We start from the raw sequence: 14,182 nt of genomic DNA, 5'->3' as shown, positions 1-14,182 counted from the left end.
CTCACCCGACATCCCCGGAACGGGGGATGGTCGCGTGCGCTCAACCTCTGGAAGGGGTCTCCTCGACCGCCGTCGCCTAGCGCTGCGGCCCGAACCGCGCCACCAGGTCGTAGACCTCGCCCGGGAAAATCTGTCGCACGCGCGTCACGTGCTGGCCCTCGCGCCAGGTGCGGCGGTCGACGACGAGGCAGGCCGCGCCTTCGTCCAGCGCCAGCAGACGGGCGTCGTCGGGGTCGGCGTTGACCGCGCTGATCCGGCTTTCGGCTTCGGTCCAGGCCACGTGCTCCAAGAGCCAGGCGCCGGGCGGGGTCTGCGCGAAATCAGCCTCGGCGATCTCGGGAACGGCCTTCAGCGAGACCAGGCGGCGCTCCAGGGCGAAGGGGCGGCCGTCCGCGTCGTGAACCCCGTCCAGCGCCAGCAGCTTGCCGCCGGCCGCCAGCGCGACCTCTTCGGGGCTGTCGCGGTCAGCGCCCCGCACCGTGCGCGACAACAGACGGAAGGCGTAGGTCTCGCCGCGTGCGACGATCTCGGACTGGATGTCGGGGATGTTGAGCACCGGCGCATGCACGCGCGGCCGCGCCACGAAGGTGCCGGCCCGTTTGCGCCGCACGATCAGTCCGGCGTCCACCAAGGCGGCCATCGCCTTGCTGACCGTCATGCGGGCGCAGCCATAGTCGGCCATCAACTCGGTCTCGAACGGCACGCGGTGACCGGGCGGCCACTCCCCGGAGCGGATGCGGGCCTCGATGTCGGCGCGGATGCGCTGGTGCAGCGGTCCGGTCACGCCAGCAGAGCCTGCAGGGTCTGGACATAGCGGGTGGTGATCGCCTCGCGGGCGTGATGGCGACCGCCCGACACCAGTTGCCGACCCTGCCGCCAGACGGTGTCGATCCCGCCCCCGGCGAAGACCAGGCTGTCGATCAGGGTGTCGCCCGCGCGGCCGACCAGGTTCGGATGGCTGGGATCGAGGGTGACGAAGTCGGCCGGCGCGCCACGACGCAGCTCGCCACGGCCTGCGCCCAGCGCCTGGGCGCCCCCGATGGCCGCCGCGCGCCAGAGGTCGCCGCCCGTCGCGCGGCGCGGGCCGCTCGCCAGGACGTTCCGCGCCCTGCGCGACAGGCGCTGGGCGTATTCCAGGGTTCGCAGTTCCTGAGCCGCATCGATCACGATGTTGGAGTCAGTGCCGATTCCGAAGCGTCCGCCAGCGGCCAGATAGTCCGGAGTCGGGAAGATGCCGTCGCCCAGATTGGCCTCCGTCACCGGGCACAGGCCCGCCACCGCCCCGCTCTTGGCCAGCCGCTCGGTCTCGGTGGCGTTGATGTGGGTGGCGTGGATCAGGCACCAGCGCTTGTCGACCTCGGTGTGGTTCATCAGCCAGCGCACCGGGCGCTGGCCGGTGGCGACCAGACAGTCGTCGACCTCTTTCGTCTGCTCGGCCACGTGCATGTGGACCGGCCCGCCGGCGGCCAGCGGCAGGATGGCGGTCAGCTCCTCGCCCGTCACCGCGCGCAGGCTGTGCGGCGCGATCCCGACCACCGCCTCGGGCAGCTCCGCGACGATCCCCCGGCAGGCCTCGACCAAGCGCGCAAAGCCGTCGACGTCATGAATGAACCGCTTCTGGCCGTCGGTCGGCGGCAGGCCGCCGAAATTGCTATGCGCGTAGAACACCGGCAGCAGGGTCAGGCCAATGCCGGTCTCGTCCGCCGCCGCCGCCATCCGCACGGCCATCTCGGCGGGATTGTCGTAGAACCCGCCGTCCGGCGCGTGGTGCAGATAGTGGAACTCGCCCACCCGCGTGAAGCCGCCCTCCAGCATCTCGACCTGACCCATGGCGGCGATGGCTTGGGCCATGTCGGGGTCGAGCCGCGCGAGGAAGCGGTACATCACCTCGCGCCAGGTCCAGAAGTTGTCGCCGGTCTCGCCGCGCGTTTCGGCCAGACCCGCCATGGCGCGCTGGAAGGCGTGGCTGTGCACATTGCCCAGGCCCGGCAGGGCGGGACCCAGGCGCAGGGCGTCTCCGGCCGGGGCGTCGGTGTCGATCCGGGCGATGCGGCCGTCGGTGATCGTGAACTTCACGCCCCGCGCCCAGCCGTCGGCCAGCAGCGCGCTCTCGCACCAGACCACGGTCGAAACGGACTCGGGAATTTGCGTGTCGGTCACTGGACAAGCCTCATCGTTCGCAAATATGTCTATACATATTGAAGCGCGCCGCAAGGGCCGCGCGGTGCTGGCGGAGGCAGGCTCATGCGCTGTGATCGGGTGTGGATCAACGCCCGTCTCGCCACCCTGGCGCCGGGCCGCGAGGGGCTGGGCATCGTCGAGGACGGCGTCGTCGCCAGCCTGGACGGGCGCATCGCCTATGCCGGCCCCGCCGCCGACGCCCCGGCTTTCGAGGCCGCCGAGACGGTCGATGTCGACGGCCGCTGGATCACGCCGGGCCTGATCGATCCGCACACGCACCTGATTTTCGCCGGCGACCGCGCCCATGAGTTCGAGCTGCGCCTGGCCGGCGCCTCGTACGAAGAGATCGCCCGCGCCGGCGGCGGCATCGTCTCGACCATGCGCGCCACTCGCGCGGCCTCCGAAGCTGAGCTCATCGCGGCCGCCCTGCCGCGCCTGGACGCCCTGCTGGCCGAGGGCGTCACCACGGTGGAGATCAAGTCCGGCTATGGCCTGTCGCTGGACGACGAGCTCAAGAGCCTGCGCGCCGCCCGGGCGCTGGCCGACATCCGTCGGGTGGGCGTCACCACCACCTTCCTGGGCGCCCACGCCCTACCGCCCGAGTATCGCGACAACAAGGACGGCTATGTCGATCTGGTCTGCGAGACCATGATCCCGGCCATCGCCGCGCGCGGCCTGGCCGATGCGGTGGACGGGTTCTGCGAGGGCATCGGCTTCTCGCCCGACCAGATCCGCCGGGTGTTCGACGCGGCCAAGGCCCACGGCCTGCCGGTCAAGCTGCACGCCGAGCAGTTGTCGAACCTGTCGGGCGCGGCGCTGGCGGCCGAGTACAACGCGCTCTCGGCCGATCACCTCGAACATCTGGACGCAGCCGGGATCGCCGCCATGGCCACCTCGGGCACGGTCGCAACCTTGCTGCCCGGCGCCTACTACTTCACCCGCGAGCACAGGGCGCCGCCGATTGCGGCCCTGCGGGCGGCGGGCGTGCCGATGGCGCTGGCCACCGACTGCAACCCCGGCACCTCGCCCCTGACCTCGCCGCTGCTGGCCATGAACATGGCCGCCACCCTCTTCCGGATGACCGTCGAGGAGTGCCTGGCCGGAGTCACCCGCGAGGCGGCGCGGGCGCTGGGCCTGCTGGCCGACCGGGGCACGCTGGAGGCCGGCAAGGCCTGCGATCTCGCCATCTGGGACATCCAGCGTCCCGCCGAACTTGTCTATCGCATGGGCTTCAACCCGCTCCATGCGCGCGTGTGGAGAGGCCTGTGACCGAGCTTGTTCTGAACCCCGGCGCCGTGCCGCTGGCCGAGTGGAAGGCGATCTATCGCGGCGCGGCGGCGCGTCTTGCGGAGAGCGCCTGGCCGGTGATCGCCGAGAGCGCGGCGGCCGTGCAGCGCATCCTGGCCAAGGGCGAGCCCGTTTACGGCATCAATACCGGCTTTGGGAAACTGGCCAGCGTCCGCATCGGCGACGCCGACCTTGAGACCCTGCAGCGCAACATCGTCCTGTCGCACGCGGCAGGTGTGGGCGAGCCCTCGCCCGTCCCGGTGATCCGCCTGATGATGGCCCTGAAGCTGGCCAGCCTGGCGCAAGGCGCCTCGGGCGTGCGGGTCGAGACGGTGCGGATGCTGGAGGAGATGCTGGTCGAGGGCCTCACCCCGGTGGTCCCCTGCCAGGGCTCGGTCGGCGCCTCGGGCGATCTGGCCCCGCTGTCGCACATGGCCGCGACCATGATCGGGGTCGGCGAGATCTTCGTCGGCGGTCAGCGCCTGCCGGCGGCGCAGGCTTTGGCCGAGGCGGGCCTGGAGCCGCTGACCCTGGGTCCGAAGGAGGGCCTGGCCCTGCTGAACGGCACCCAGTTCTCGACCGCCAACGCCCTGGCGGGCCTGTTCGAGGCCGAGCGCCTGTTCCAGTCGGCCCTGGTCACCGGCGCCCTGTCGACCGAAGCGGCCAAGGGCTCGGACACCCCGTTCGACCCGCGCATCCACACCCTGCGCCGCCATGTCGGCCAGATCGAGACCGCCGCTGCGCTTCGCGCGCTGATGAGCGCCTCGGAAATCCGCGCCTCGCACCTGAAGGAGGACGAGCGCGTCCAGGACCCCTACTGCCTGCGCTGCCAGCCGCAGGTGATGGGCGCGGCGCTGGATATCCTGCGTCAGGCCGCCACGACCCTGGCGACCGAGGCCAATTGTGTGTCGGACAATCCGCTGATCTTCCCGGAAGCCGACGAAGCCCTGTCGGGCGGCAATTTCCACGCCGAGCCGGTGGCCTTCGCCGCCGACATGATCGCCCTGGCGGTCTGCGAGATCGGCTCGATCGCCGAGCGCCGCATCGCCATGCTGGTCGACCCGGCGCTGTCGGGCCTGCCGGCCTTCCTGACGCCCAAGCCGGGTTTGAACTCAGGCTTCATGATCCCGCAGGTCACGGCCGCGGCCCTGGTGTCGGAGAACAAGCAGCGCGCCTATCCGGCCAGCGTCGACTCGATCCCGACCTCGGCCAACCAGGAGGACCACGTCTCTATGGCCGCCCACGGCGCGCGCCGCCTCCTGGCCATGGTCGAGAACGCCGACGCGGTGCTGGGCATCGAACTGCTGGCCGCCGCGCAAGGCTGCGACTTCCACGCGCCGCTGCGCTCCAGCGCGGCGCTGGAGGCGGTGCGGGCGCTGACGCGGAGCCAGGTCCCGCACCTGACGGATGACCGCCACTTCCACCCGGACATGGCGGCGGCCAACGCGCTGGTGCGCAGCGGCGCGGTGATCGCGGCGGCGGGTGCGTTGCCGGGGGTTTCGTAGGATGGCGCTCCCCAATTTGTCATCCCGGGCGCAGCGAAGCGGAGACCCGGGACCGCAACAGGCGCCTGCGCTTCCGGCGGTCCCGGCTCGGCGCGCTTCGCGCTTGGCCGGGATGACAGGGCTTGGAACGTGAGGATGAGCTGGCTCCAAATCACCCAGGGCCAAGCCCCCCTCATCATCTCCCTCCCCCACACCGGCACGGACATCCCGCCGGATATCGAATCCCAACTCGTCTCACCCTGGCTGGCCCGCAAGGACGCCGACTGGTGGGTCGAGCAGCTCTACGCCTTCGCCGAGGGGATGGGCGCCACGCTCGTTCGCACGGCGATCTCGCGCACGGTCATCGACGTCAATCGCGATCCGTCCGGCGCCTCGCTCTATCCCGGCCAGGCGACGACCGAGCTTTGCCCCACCACCACCTTCGACGGCGAGCCGCTGTATCGCGACAGCCCGCCGGACGCGGCCGAGATCGACCACCGTCGGACGACCTGGTTCGAGCCCTATCACGCCACCATCCGCGCCGAGATCGCGCGGCTGCGCGCGGTCCATCCGACGGTGGTGCTGTACGAAGCCCATTCGATCCGCTCGCGGGTTCCGCGCCTGTTTGACGGCGAGCTGCCGCAGTTCAACCTCGGCACCAACAGCGGCCAAAGCTGCGCCGACGGCCTGACCGCCGCTGTGGAGGCCGCCTGTGATGCATCAGGTCTGAGCCGCGTCACCAACGGTCGCTTCAAGGGCGGCTGGACCACGCGTCACTATGGTCAGCCCGTCACCGGCGTCCACGCCATCCAGATGGAGCTGGCCTGCCGGGGCTACATGGACGATGCGGCAGAGCCGCCCACGCCCGAGACCTGGCCCACGCCCTTCGACGCCGCCCGCGCCGAACCGCTGCGCGCGGTGCTGGAGGCGGTGCTTGGGGCGTGTCTCGATTTCGCCGCCTCTTCTCCTCCCCCGCCCGCGGGGGAGGGGGACCGCCGAACGGCGGTGGAGGGGGCGTCCACTGCCGAAAGCGCCCCCTCCGTCACGTCGCCGATCGGCGACGCGCCACCTCCCCCGCGTCGCGGGTGAGGAGAAAGGATCCCATGACCCGCCGCGACACCACCCGCGTCATCCGCCCCGCCACGGGCCCTGAGCGCACCTGCAAGTCCTGGCTGACCGAAGCCGCCCTGCGGATGCTGATGAACAACCTGCACCCCGACGTCGCCGAGCGGCCGGAGGAGCTGGTGGTCTATGGCGGCATCGGTCGCGCGGCCCGCGACTGGGAAAGCTATGACAAGATCGTCGAGACCCTGCGCCGGCTCGAGGATGACGAGACGCTCCTGGTGCAGTCGGGCAAGCCGGTCGGCGTCTTCCGCACCCATGCCGACGCACCGCGCGTCTTGATCGCCAACTCCAACCTGGTGCCGCGCTGGGCCAGCTGGGAGCACTTCAACGAACTGGATCGCAAGGGCCTGGCCATGTACGGCCAGATGACCGCGGGCTCGTGGATCTATATCGGCGCCCAGGGCATCGTGCAGGGCACCTATGAGACCTTCGTCGAGATGGGCCGCCAACACTATGGCGGCGATCTCTCGGGGCGCTGGCTGCTGACGGCGGGCCTGGGCGGCATGGGCGGCGCCCAGCCGCTGGCGGCGGTGATGGCGGGGGCCTCGTGCCTGGCGATCGAGTGCCAGCCCTCGTCTATCGAGATGCGCCTGCGCACCGGCTATCTGGATCGCTCGACCGAAAGCGTCGACGAGGCCCTGGCCTGGATCGAAGAGTCCTGCGCGGCCAAGACGCCGATCTCGGTGGGCCTGCTGGGCAACGCCGCCGAGCTGCTGCCCGAGCTCTTCAAGCGCGGCGTGCGTCCCGACCTGCTGACCGACCAGACCAGCGCCCACGACCCGGTCAACGGCTACCTGCCCGCCGGCTGGAGCCTGGAGCGCTGGCATGCGATGCGCGACCAGGACCCGCCGCAGGTGGCCGAGGCGGCCAAGGCCTCGATGGCCGCGCACGTGAAGGCCATGCTGGACTTCCAGGCCGCCGGCGTGCCCACCGTCGACTACGGCAACAACATCCGTCAGATGGCGCTGGAGGAAGGCGTGACCAACGCCTTCGACTTCCCCGGCTTCGTGCCCGCCTATATCCGCCCCCTGTTCTGCCGGGGCGTGGGTCCGTTCCGCTGGGCGGCGCTGTCGGGTGATCCCGAAGACATCGCCAAGACCGACGCCAAGGTCAAAGAGCTGATCCCCGACAATCCGCATCTGCACAACTGGCTCGACATGGCCGGCCAGAAGATCAAGTTCCAGGGCCTGCCGGCGCGCATCTGCTGGGTGGGCCTGGGCGACCGTCATCGCCTCGGCCTGGCCTTCAACGAGATGGTCGCCAAGGGCGAGCTGAAAGCGCCGATCGTCATCGGTCGCGATCACCTGGACTCCGGCTCGGTCGCCTCGCCCAACCGCGAGACCGAGGCCATGCGCGACGGCTCGGACGCGGTGTCGGACTGGCCGCTGCTGAACGCGCTGCTCAACACCGCCTCGGGCGCCACCTGGGTGTCGCTGCATCACGGCGGCGGCGTGGGCATGGGCTTCTCGCAGCACGCCGGCATGGTCATCGTCTGCGACGGCACCGAGGCGGCGGCCAAGCGCGTGGCGCGCGTGCTGTGGAACGATCCGGCCACCGGCGTCATGCGCCACGCCGACGCGGGCTATGACATCGCGCTGGCCTGCGCGCGGGAGAAGGGCCTGGATCTGCCCGGCATTCTCTAGGGGCGCGACGCTCAACCAAACGCGCCTTAGCGCGTTGAAACCTCATCAGGGTGCGACAAGGCGGCGCGCGACAGGTCGTCCCGTTCGCAAGGGCCGAGTCAATCTCGACCATGGGGTCATGGTTAAGGAGCGTTTCATGACCGTCGCCTCGCAGACCCGTTCTTTCGATCCCCGGCCGCAGCGCGCGCGTCGCCGCGAGCCTCGCCAGTGGCCGCTCGGCGTCGCCGTGCTGGTGGCGTCGGTGCTGAACGCCGTGGTCTGGGGCGGCCTGTTCGCCGTGGCGAAGGTCTTCCTGAGTTTGTGAGCGTAAGCGTTTCGTATTTCTCCCCCGAAGACGACTTGGGCCGCATCCCACAAGGACGCGGCCCATTTTTTATCGCGCGTTCGTGTTGAGTCTGGGCGCTGGTCCGGATGGAAATCCTCGTCCTTCGACAAGCTCAGGATGAGGATTTTGTACGCGCCGGGGTCAGCATTCGACCTCACCCTGAGCTTGTCGAAGGGCAAGATCGGCTATCGCCAAGGCGTCAGCGCCCCGACCAGGGCCGATGGGCCCAGGATCTGCGGCTTCTGCGCATAGCCAAGATCGCTCAGCCGCGCCGTGGTTTCCTCGACCAAGGTCTGGAAGGTGATCTTCTTCTTCTCACGCAGGATCGCGGCCAAGCTGTAAGTGAAGGCGCCGTGGCTGACCGCGCCGTAGCGGTATTCGTAGCTGAGCTCGCCCTCTCCGCAGGCCTCGATGATCAGGGGCAGATAGGGCCCGACGGGGATGTCGGGCTGGTCGCCGGCCTTGCGCTCTTCATACGCCTTGGTTGACAGCGTGCGGCGCATGGCCGCCCGCCCCAGCCGTTCGGTCGAACCGTCCTTGCCGAAATAGCGGGTCTCCAACACGCCGTCGTCGGTGAACCCCTTGCCCTGGCGTCGGAAGTCGCGGGGAACCCACATCCGCGTCTTCAGGTCCCACCGCAGCTCGCGGTGGCGGATGTCGTCGGGCGGCGTCAGGCCCCGCGCCCGCGCGCCGCCGTTGCGATGGATCCCGCCCGCGTGGCAGCAGTCGAAGATCATCGCCAGCCGCGTCTCATAGGGCAGCTGCGCATAGAGGCCGTGGATCTGGTCGTCGGAGATCGCCCGCTCGGGCGTCCAGTCGAAGTCCCACGGCACCAGCACCTCGACATTGCGGTCGGGTTCGAAGTTCTCGCCGTACTCGGGAACCTGGGCGCCGTGGCCGCTGTAGTAGAAGACCAGCTCATCCTCCTCACGCGCGCCGTCCATCAGCCACTCGAGCCGCTGGAGGATCCCCTCAGCGGTCGCGCGGGCGTCGAGGCACACCCGGATCGACTCGGCGGGGAAGCCGCATTCCTGCAGGACCGAGCTCATCGTGAAGACGTCGTTGACGCAGCCTTCCAGACGATCGCCGGCGTTGGGATAGTCGTTGATCCCGACCAGCAGCGCCTTGCGGCGCGGGGCTCGGCCGCCCGCCGCAGCCGCCTTCGCCTTGCCGCCGCTCTTGGCGGTTCCCGGCGGGGGACCCGAGACCTGTTCGGAAAGCCCCACGAACTCGCGGGCCCCGACCGCCAGGGCGCTGATCGGGCGCCAGACGTTCTCGATCGTGTTGGTGTGCTGGAAATAGCCCTCCGCCGCGTGGTCGCCGACGCCGGGCAGGTCGAACGGCGTGTCGGTCTGGCGGAAGTTCGGCGCCGCCCAGTTCTTGATCGGCGCGGTGAAGACATCGTCGTCGCGGTTGTACAGATGGTGCCAGAACGCGACCGGCAGCGCTTGCACCCGTCCGTTGGTCAGGTTGCCGACGACGAACGGATTGTTGATCTGCGAGCCGAACGTCACATAGGTCGCCCGGGCCAGCAGCGGGGCGACGTCGGGCGCGGCCGCGTCCTTGTGCGTGAAGGCGTTGTAGGTAACTAGCGAGCCCAGGCTGTGGGCCAGGATCAGGTCGGGCTTGAAGGCCTTGATGCGTTCGAACACCCGCGCGCGGCTCTTTTTCTTGAAGCGCTCGTCATTGACCCAGGCCACGACATAGCCGGCCGTCCAGCGGACGGTGTGGGGCGCGTCGCCCAGGACGCCCTTCTCGCGCTTGAAGATCGAGGTCACCCCGCTGGCGGCGAGCTTGGCGACCGCTCCAGCGACCTCCCAGGCCGACAGGGTCACCCCTTCGAAGATGTCGTCGTACTCGACGAACTCGAACTCGAGTTCCAGTCCCGCCACGGCGGGAAAGACCGCCTGGATCGCCGCGGGCCAATCCTCCTTCCAGGTGGATTGCCGCTGATCGCCCAGGCCGTGGACGCTGAGCACCTTGAGCTTCTTCATGGTCGCCCTCCCTTTGGGAGAACAACGTTATCACAAGGTGTATCCCACTTCCACGCAACTTGAAGGGGAATTAAAGAAGGGCGACCTCGGCTGACCGGATTTCCGACATAGCCCGGCTCCATTTGCGCTGATCACCTCAAAGTCCTGCGAACGGCGCTCAGGGCCGGCCAGGACACAAAAGCGCCATACGATCCCGATCCCGTTCCAAGGGTCGAAGTTCGACACGGGGACAGGGGCGGACGTTGAAAACCAGCTTGGCGATTATCGCGGCTTTTGTCGTATCGGCCTCGGCCGCCGAGGCGACGACGCCCACCCACGTCCGGCAACTGGACGCTCTTCTCGGCGCCACGACGCGGCCCGATGGGCCCGGCGCGGAAATCCTGATCATGCGCGGCGACACCGTGGTCTACGATCAGGCGCGGGGCCTTGCCAATGTGGAGTTGGGCGTCCCGCTTGAACCACGCGCGATGTTTCGCATCGCCTCCATCACCAAGACCTTCACCGCCGCCGCGATCGTGAAGCTGGAGCAAGACGGCCGACTCTCACTCGAGGACCCTCTGTCAAAATACGTCCCCGAGATCCCCGGCGGCGACAAGATCACCCTCAAGACCCTGCTGGAGCACCGTTCGGGGATCGCCGACATCGTCCATCAGCTTCCGGCCGTCGGCGCCGACGGCGTCCTATCGACGGCCGAGGCGGTGGCCGCGATCGCCCCCCTCGCCCCCAAGTTCGCGCCGGGCGCACGCTTCGCCTACTCGAACTCGGGATATATCCTTCTGGGCGCAGTGATCGAGAAGGTCACTGGAAAGTCCTGGCACGACGCGGTGCTGTCGCTGACCGTCCCGGCGGATCTGGCGACCGGCGTCGTCTACGGAGACGCCCGCCGGCTGATCCCCAAGCGCGTGAACGGCTATATCGATGACCATGGCGTCGCGACCAACGCGTCGGCCATCGACTCCAGCATCCCGGCGGCGGCCGGCGGACTGATCGCCAATGCGCCCGCCCTAGGCCGCTGGATGCGCGCCCTATGCCAGGGCCGAATTGTCAGCGCTCAGGACTTCGCCCGTATGAGGGCCCCGGGCGGGCCGGACACAACAGGTCCGTACGGCTTGGGCCTGTACCTTTGGAAGGCGCGCGGCCAGGACCTGCCGGGCCATTCGGGCCAGATTGACGGCTTCACCTCCGCCGCGGCCTGCCTGCCGGACAGCGACGTGACCATCGTCATCCTGGCCAACAACGAAAACTTCGACGCGCGCGGCAATCTCCTGCGCACGGCGGCGATCATGCTGGACGAGCCCTATGTCGTGCCCCCGGCCGTAACGCCCACGCCAGCCGACATTGAGGCTCTGAGCGGTACCTTTGTCAGTCCGACGGGCGATGTGCGGACGATCTTCGCCAAGGATGGACGGCTCTACTCCCAACGCGGCGCTCGTGACCCTGCGCCGATGCAGATGTCGGCGACCCGCGTGTTGCGGTTTGACCCCGACGCGTTGGCCTACTTCATCCCGCAGCAAGATCGTGAGGGACGGGTGACGGCGCTCGATTTCTACCGCGACGGCGAAGGTCCGCCGGCCCGGTACGCCCGCTCGACGACGCCGGCTGAACCCGACGGCGCGGCGCGGTGACGGCGCGGTCGCCACGCGGTCCGTCCCGGCGAAGCATCTTGTCTGGCGGCTACTCTGTTTGTCCGACCCGTCGATTAGGGCGTCAGATCGGCATCCGCATGATTTCCTGGTAGGCCGAGATCACCTGGTCGCGGATCGACATCACCGTCTCCAGGCTGGCTTCCGCCGAGCTGATGGCGGTGACCACGTCGACCAGTTCGGCCTTGCCGGCCACCTGGGCGGCGATCTTGTGCTCGGCGACCTTCGAGGCCTTGGTCGCCCCGTCCATGGCCGACTTCAGCAGATCGCCGAAGTCCATGCCCTTGTCCTGGGAACCGCCGATCGACCCGATGGAGCCGACCGACATGGCGCCGGAATTGGCGTAGGCCTTGGCGGCGGCGAGCGCGGTGATCATGGCCTAGCCCCTACTTCTTGAGGATGTCGAGGGTGCGCGATTCCATGGCTCGCGCGGTCTCGATGACATTGAGGTTGGCTTCGTAGGCGCGTTGCGCCTCCTTCATGTCCAGCGCCTCGACCATGGTGTTGACGTTGGGCAGCTTGACGTAGCCCTTGGCGTCGGCGGCCGGGTTGCCAGGATCGTATTCGCTCTTGAAGTCGCTCTGGTCGGGATCGACGCGCAGCATCTGCACGCCCTGGGCGCCCTGGACCGCGGTCGGCTTGAACACCGGCACCTGCCGGCGATAGGGATCGCCGCCGGCCGTGCGCGAGGTCGAGTTGGCGTTGGCGATGTTCTCGGCGATGACCCGCATGCGCCCTTGCTGGGCGCGCAGGGCCGACGAGGCCACAGCCATGGTCGCGAGGGATTGGGACTTGATCTCGGGCATCGCCTAAAGTCCTCAGCCGGAAGGCTTGCGAGCGGCCATGCGGAGCATGGTCATGGATTTCTGGTAGAAGCTGATCGCCGCGTCGTAGTTCATCCGCGCGTCGGTCATCTTGAGCATCTGGTCCTCGAGCGAGACCGCGTTGCCGTCGAGGGTCGTTTCCGAGTCCGCGCCCGCCGTCGCCCGCCAGGCGCTGGGCGCATTGGCCCGTCCCTGATGGGCGGGGGTGGTGGCGATCATGGTGACGCCGGAGGTCGGCGCCGCCCGGCCGCCACGATAGACCGGCCCGGCCGCGTTGTTCATCAGCGAGGCCTGGAAGCTGAACGGCTTCAGGTCGCTGGGCCGATAGCCCGGGGTGTCGGAGTTGGCGACATTCTGGGCGACAAGCTTCTGGCGCTCGGTCAGATAGCCGAGGCGGCTCTTGAGCATGCCAAAGAGGGGGATGTTGTCCGGACCCATGCGAACATGGTGAAGAAACAGGGTTAATCCGGCATTAAGAAGCCTCAGGCAAACCAGGGTCCGTAGGGGCGTTTCCCTGCGCCACGTTGTCTCGCCGAGAACGGCCCAGAGCCCATGGACGTCATCGAATTCATCCGCGCCCTGGCGGCCCTGGCGTTCACCCTGGGCCTGATCGGTCTGGCGGCCTGGGCGCTGCGCAAGTACGGGCCCGACGCCATCGGCCGCGCCATCGCCACGCGCCAGGACCGCCGCCTGAAGGTGGTCGAGAGCCTGGCCCTGGACCCGACCCGGCGGCTGGTGGTCGTCAGCCTGGACGGCGAGGAGCGACTGGTGCTGCTGGGCGAAGGCAAGCTGCTGGAGTGGACGCCCAAGGGCCCGCCCCAGTCGTCCGCCCTCTCCCCATCCCCTGTCGCCGAACCGGAGCCCGTGGCCTGATGATCCGCGACCTCTTCAAATCCGTGATCGGCGCCAAGCCCGAGGACCTGCGGCGCGCCGCGCTGATCTCGGTGCTTGCGGCCCTCGCCTGCGCGATCATGCCGGCGGCGGCCATGGCTCAGTCGGCCGTCAACATCAACCTGGGCACGGGCGCGGGCCTGACCGAGCGCGTGGTCCAGCTGGTGGGCCTGATGACGGTGCTGTCGCTGGCCCCGTCGATCGTGATCATGACCACCTCGTTCATCCGCATCGTGGTGGTTCTGGGCCTGTTGCGGACCGCCATCGGCGTGCAACAGAGCCCGCCCAACCCGGTGATCATCAGCCTGGCGCTGTTCCTGACCGCCATTGTCATGGGTCCGACCTTCGAGCGCTCCTACGACGCCGGCATCAAGCCGCTGCTGGATCAGCAGATGGAGCTGCCCGAGGCGTTCGAGGCGGCCGGCGGGCCGGTGAAGCAGTTCATGCTGAGCCAGGTGGACCGCGAAGATCTGGCCCTGTTCGTGCGCCTGTCCAAGATTCCCCAGCCGAAGACGGCGCAGGACACGCCGCTCAAGGTGGTGACGCCGGCCTTCATGATCTCGGAGCTCAAGCGCGCCTTCGAGATCGGCTTCCTACTGTTCATCCCGTTCCTGGTCATCGACCTTGTCGTGGCCAGCGTGCTGATGAGTATGGGTATGATGATGCTGCCTCCGGCCTCGATCAGTTTGCCGTTCAAGCTGATCTTCTTCGTGCTTGTGGACGGATGGAGACTGGTGGCCGGCAGCCTTGTCGAAAGCTTCCAGCGCGGCGGCGCCGGATAAACC

13 protein-coding genes and 2 pseudogenes are annotated in these 14,182 nt (G+C 68.8%); 8 read left to right on the top strand and 7 right to left on the bottom strand.

Annotated elements, in window-relative coordinates:
- Positions 1-76 precede the first annotated feature (76 nt).
- Together hutC and CA606_RS04700 are read right to left on the bottom strand one after the other, a co-directional pair.
- Complete coding sequence (gene hutC / locus CA606_RS04705) at positions 77-784, bottom strand: histidine utilization repressor (protein WP_096052176.1); 708 nt, start codon at positions 782-784, stop codon at positions 77-79.
- Positions 781-2,160 carry a formimidoylglutamate deiminase gene (locus CA606_RS04700; RefSeq protein ID WP_096052177.1) on the bottom strand — a complete coding sequence of 460 codons (1,380 nt, stop codon included), beginning with the start codon at positions 2,158-2,160 and terminating at the stop codon, positions 781-783. Before CA606_RS04700 ends, hutC begins: the two co-directional genes overlap by 4 nt.
- 84 nt (positions 2,161-2,244) lie before the next feature.
- On the opposite strand from CA606_RS04700, the gene hutI reads away from it, so the two are divergent.
- The 3 genes and pseudogenes from hutI to hutG form a co-directional block, all read left to right on the top strand.
- Positions 2,245-3,450 carry an imidazolonepropionase gene (gene hutI, locus CA606_RS04695; RefSeq protein WP_096052178.1) on the top strand — a complete coding sequence of 402 codons (1,206 nt, stop codon included), beginning with the start codon at positions 2,245-2,247 and terminating at the stop codon, positions 3,448-3,450.
- On the top strand, positions 3,435-4,973 hold the full coding sequence (hutH, locus tag CA606_RS04690; RefSeq protein ID WP_096052179.1) for a histidine ammonia-lyase: 1,539 nt from the start codon (positions 3,435-3,437) through the stop codon (positions 4,971-4,973). Before hutI ends, hutH begins: the two co-directional genes overlap by 16 nt.
- A gap of 135 nt (positions 4,974-5,108) precedes the next feature.
- Positions 5,109-5,909: pseudogene (gene hutG, locus CA606_RS04685) on the top strand (N-formylglutamate deformylase); the annotation flags it as partial.
- Here the strand turns inward: hutG and CA606_RS20545 are convergent.
- A pseudogene (locus CA606_RS20545) lies at positions 5,910-5,972 on the bottom strand (hypothetical protein); the annotation flags it as partial.
- Positions 5,973-6,055: 83 nt separating this feature from the next.
- Here CA606_RS20545 and hutU point away from each other — a divergent pair.
- Together hutU and CA606_RS04675 are read left to right on the top strand one after the other, a co-directional pair.
- On the top strand, positions 6,056-7,720 hold the full coding sequence (gene hutU / locus CA606_RS04680; RefSeq protein ID WP_096052180.1) for a urocanate hydratase: 1,665 nt from the start codon (positions 6,056-6,058) through the stop codon (positions 7,718-7,720).
- Positions 7,721-7,856: 136 nt separating this feature from the next.
- Positions 7,857-8,024, top strand: coding sequence for a hypothetical protein (locus tag CA606_RS04675; protein ID WP_024265647.1), 168 nt, complete (start codon positions 7,857-7,859; stop codon positions 8,022-8,024).
- A 206-nt stretch (positions 8,025-8,230) separates the two neighbouring features.
- Here CA606_RS04675 and CA606_RS04670 read toward each other — a convergent pair whose 3' ends face one another.
- Positions 8,231-10,039, bottom strand: a complete 1,809-nt coding sequence (locus CA606_RS04670; RefSeq protein ID WP_096052181.1) for a caspase family protein — start codon at positions 10,037-10,039, stop codon at positions 8,231-8,233.
- A 254-nt stretch (positions 10,040-10,293) separates the two neighbouring features.
- Here CA606_RS04670 and CA606_RS04665 point away from each other — a divergent pair, with 254 nt between their 5' ends.
- Positions 10,294-11,664 carry a serine hydrolase domain-containing protein gene (locus CA606_RS04665; protein ID WP_096052182.1) on the top strand — a complete coding sequence of 457 codons (1,371 nt, stop codon included), beginning with the start codon at positions 10,294-10,296 and terminating at the stop codon, positions 11,662-11,664.
- An 82-nt stretch (positions 11,665-11,746) separates the two neighbouring features.
- Here the strand turns inward: CA606_RS04665 and fliE are convergent, their stop codons facing one another.
- Genes fliE through flgB form a run of 3 tightly spaced genes read right to left on the bottom strand, consistent with a single transcriptional unit; the run spans position 11,747 to position 12,944 of the window.
- Positions 11,747-12,058, bottom strand: coding sequence for a flagellar hook-basal body complex protein FliE (gene fliE, locus CA606_RS04660; protein WP_096052183.1), 312 nt, complete (start codon positions 12,056-12,058; stop codon positions 11,747-11,749).
- Between the two features lie 10 nt (positions 12,059-12,068).
- A complete protein-coding gene (gene flgC / locus CA606_RS04655) occupies positions 12,069-12,488 on the bottom strand; it encodes a flagellar basal body rod protein FlgC (RefSeq protein WP_096052184.1) in 420 nt (139 codons plus the stop codon).
- Between the two features lie 12 nt (positions 12,489-12,500).
- Positions 12,501-12,944 (bottom strand): flagellar basal body rod protein FlgB, encoded by a 444-nt coding sequence (flgB, locus tag CA606_RS04650; protein ID WP_096052185.1) that lies wholly within the window; start codon positions 12,942-12,944, stop codon positions 12,501-12,503.
- Positions 12,945-13,058: 114 nt separating this feature from the next.
- Between flgB and CA606_RS04645 the strand changes: the two genes are divergently transcribed.
- Both CA606_RS04645 and fliP read left to right on the top strand, forming a co-directional pair.
- Positions 13,059-13,379: a FliO/MopB family protein gene (locus tag CA606_RS04645; RefSeq protein WP_096052186.1), complete on the top strand. Its 321-nt coding sequence runs from the start codon at positions 13,059-13,061 to the stop codon at positions 13,377-13,379.
- Positions 13,379-14,179 carry a flagellar type III secretion system pore protein FliP gene (gene fliP, locus CA606_RS04640; protein ID WP_096052187.1) on the top strand — a complete coding sequence of 267 codons (801 nt, stop codon included), beginning with the start codon at positions 13,379-13,381 and terminating at the stop codon, positions 14,177-14,179. The genes CA606_RS04645 and fliP overlap by 1 nt, the downstream gene beginning before the upstream one ends.
- Positions 14,180-14,182: the final 3 nt, after the last annotated feature.

Source organism: Caulobacter vibrioides, assembly GCF_002310375.3.
Lineage (GTDB): Bacteria > Pseudomonadota > Alphaproteobacteria > Caulobacterales > Caulobacteraceae > Caulobacter > Caulobacter vibrioides_D.
This window is presented reverse-complemented; position numbering and strand designations above follow the sequence as displayed.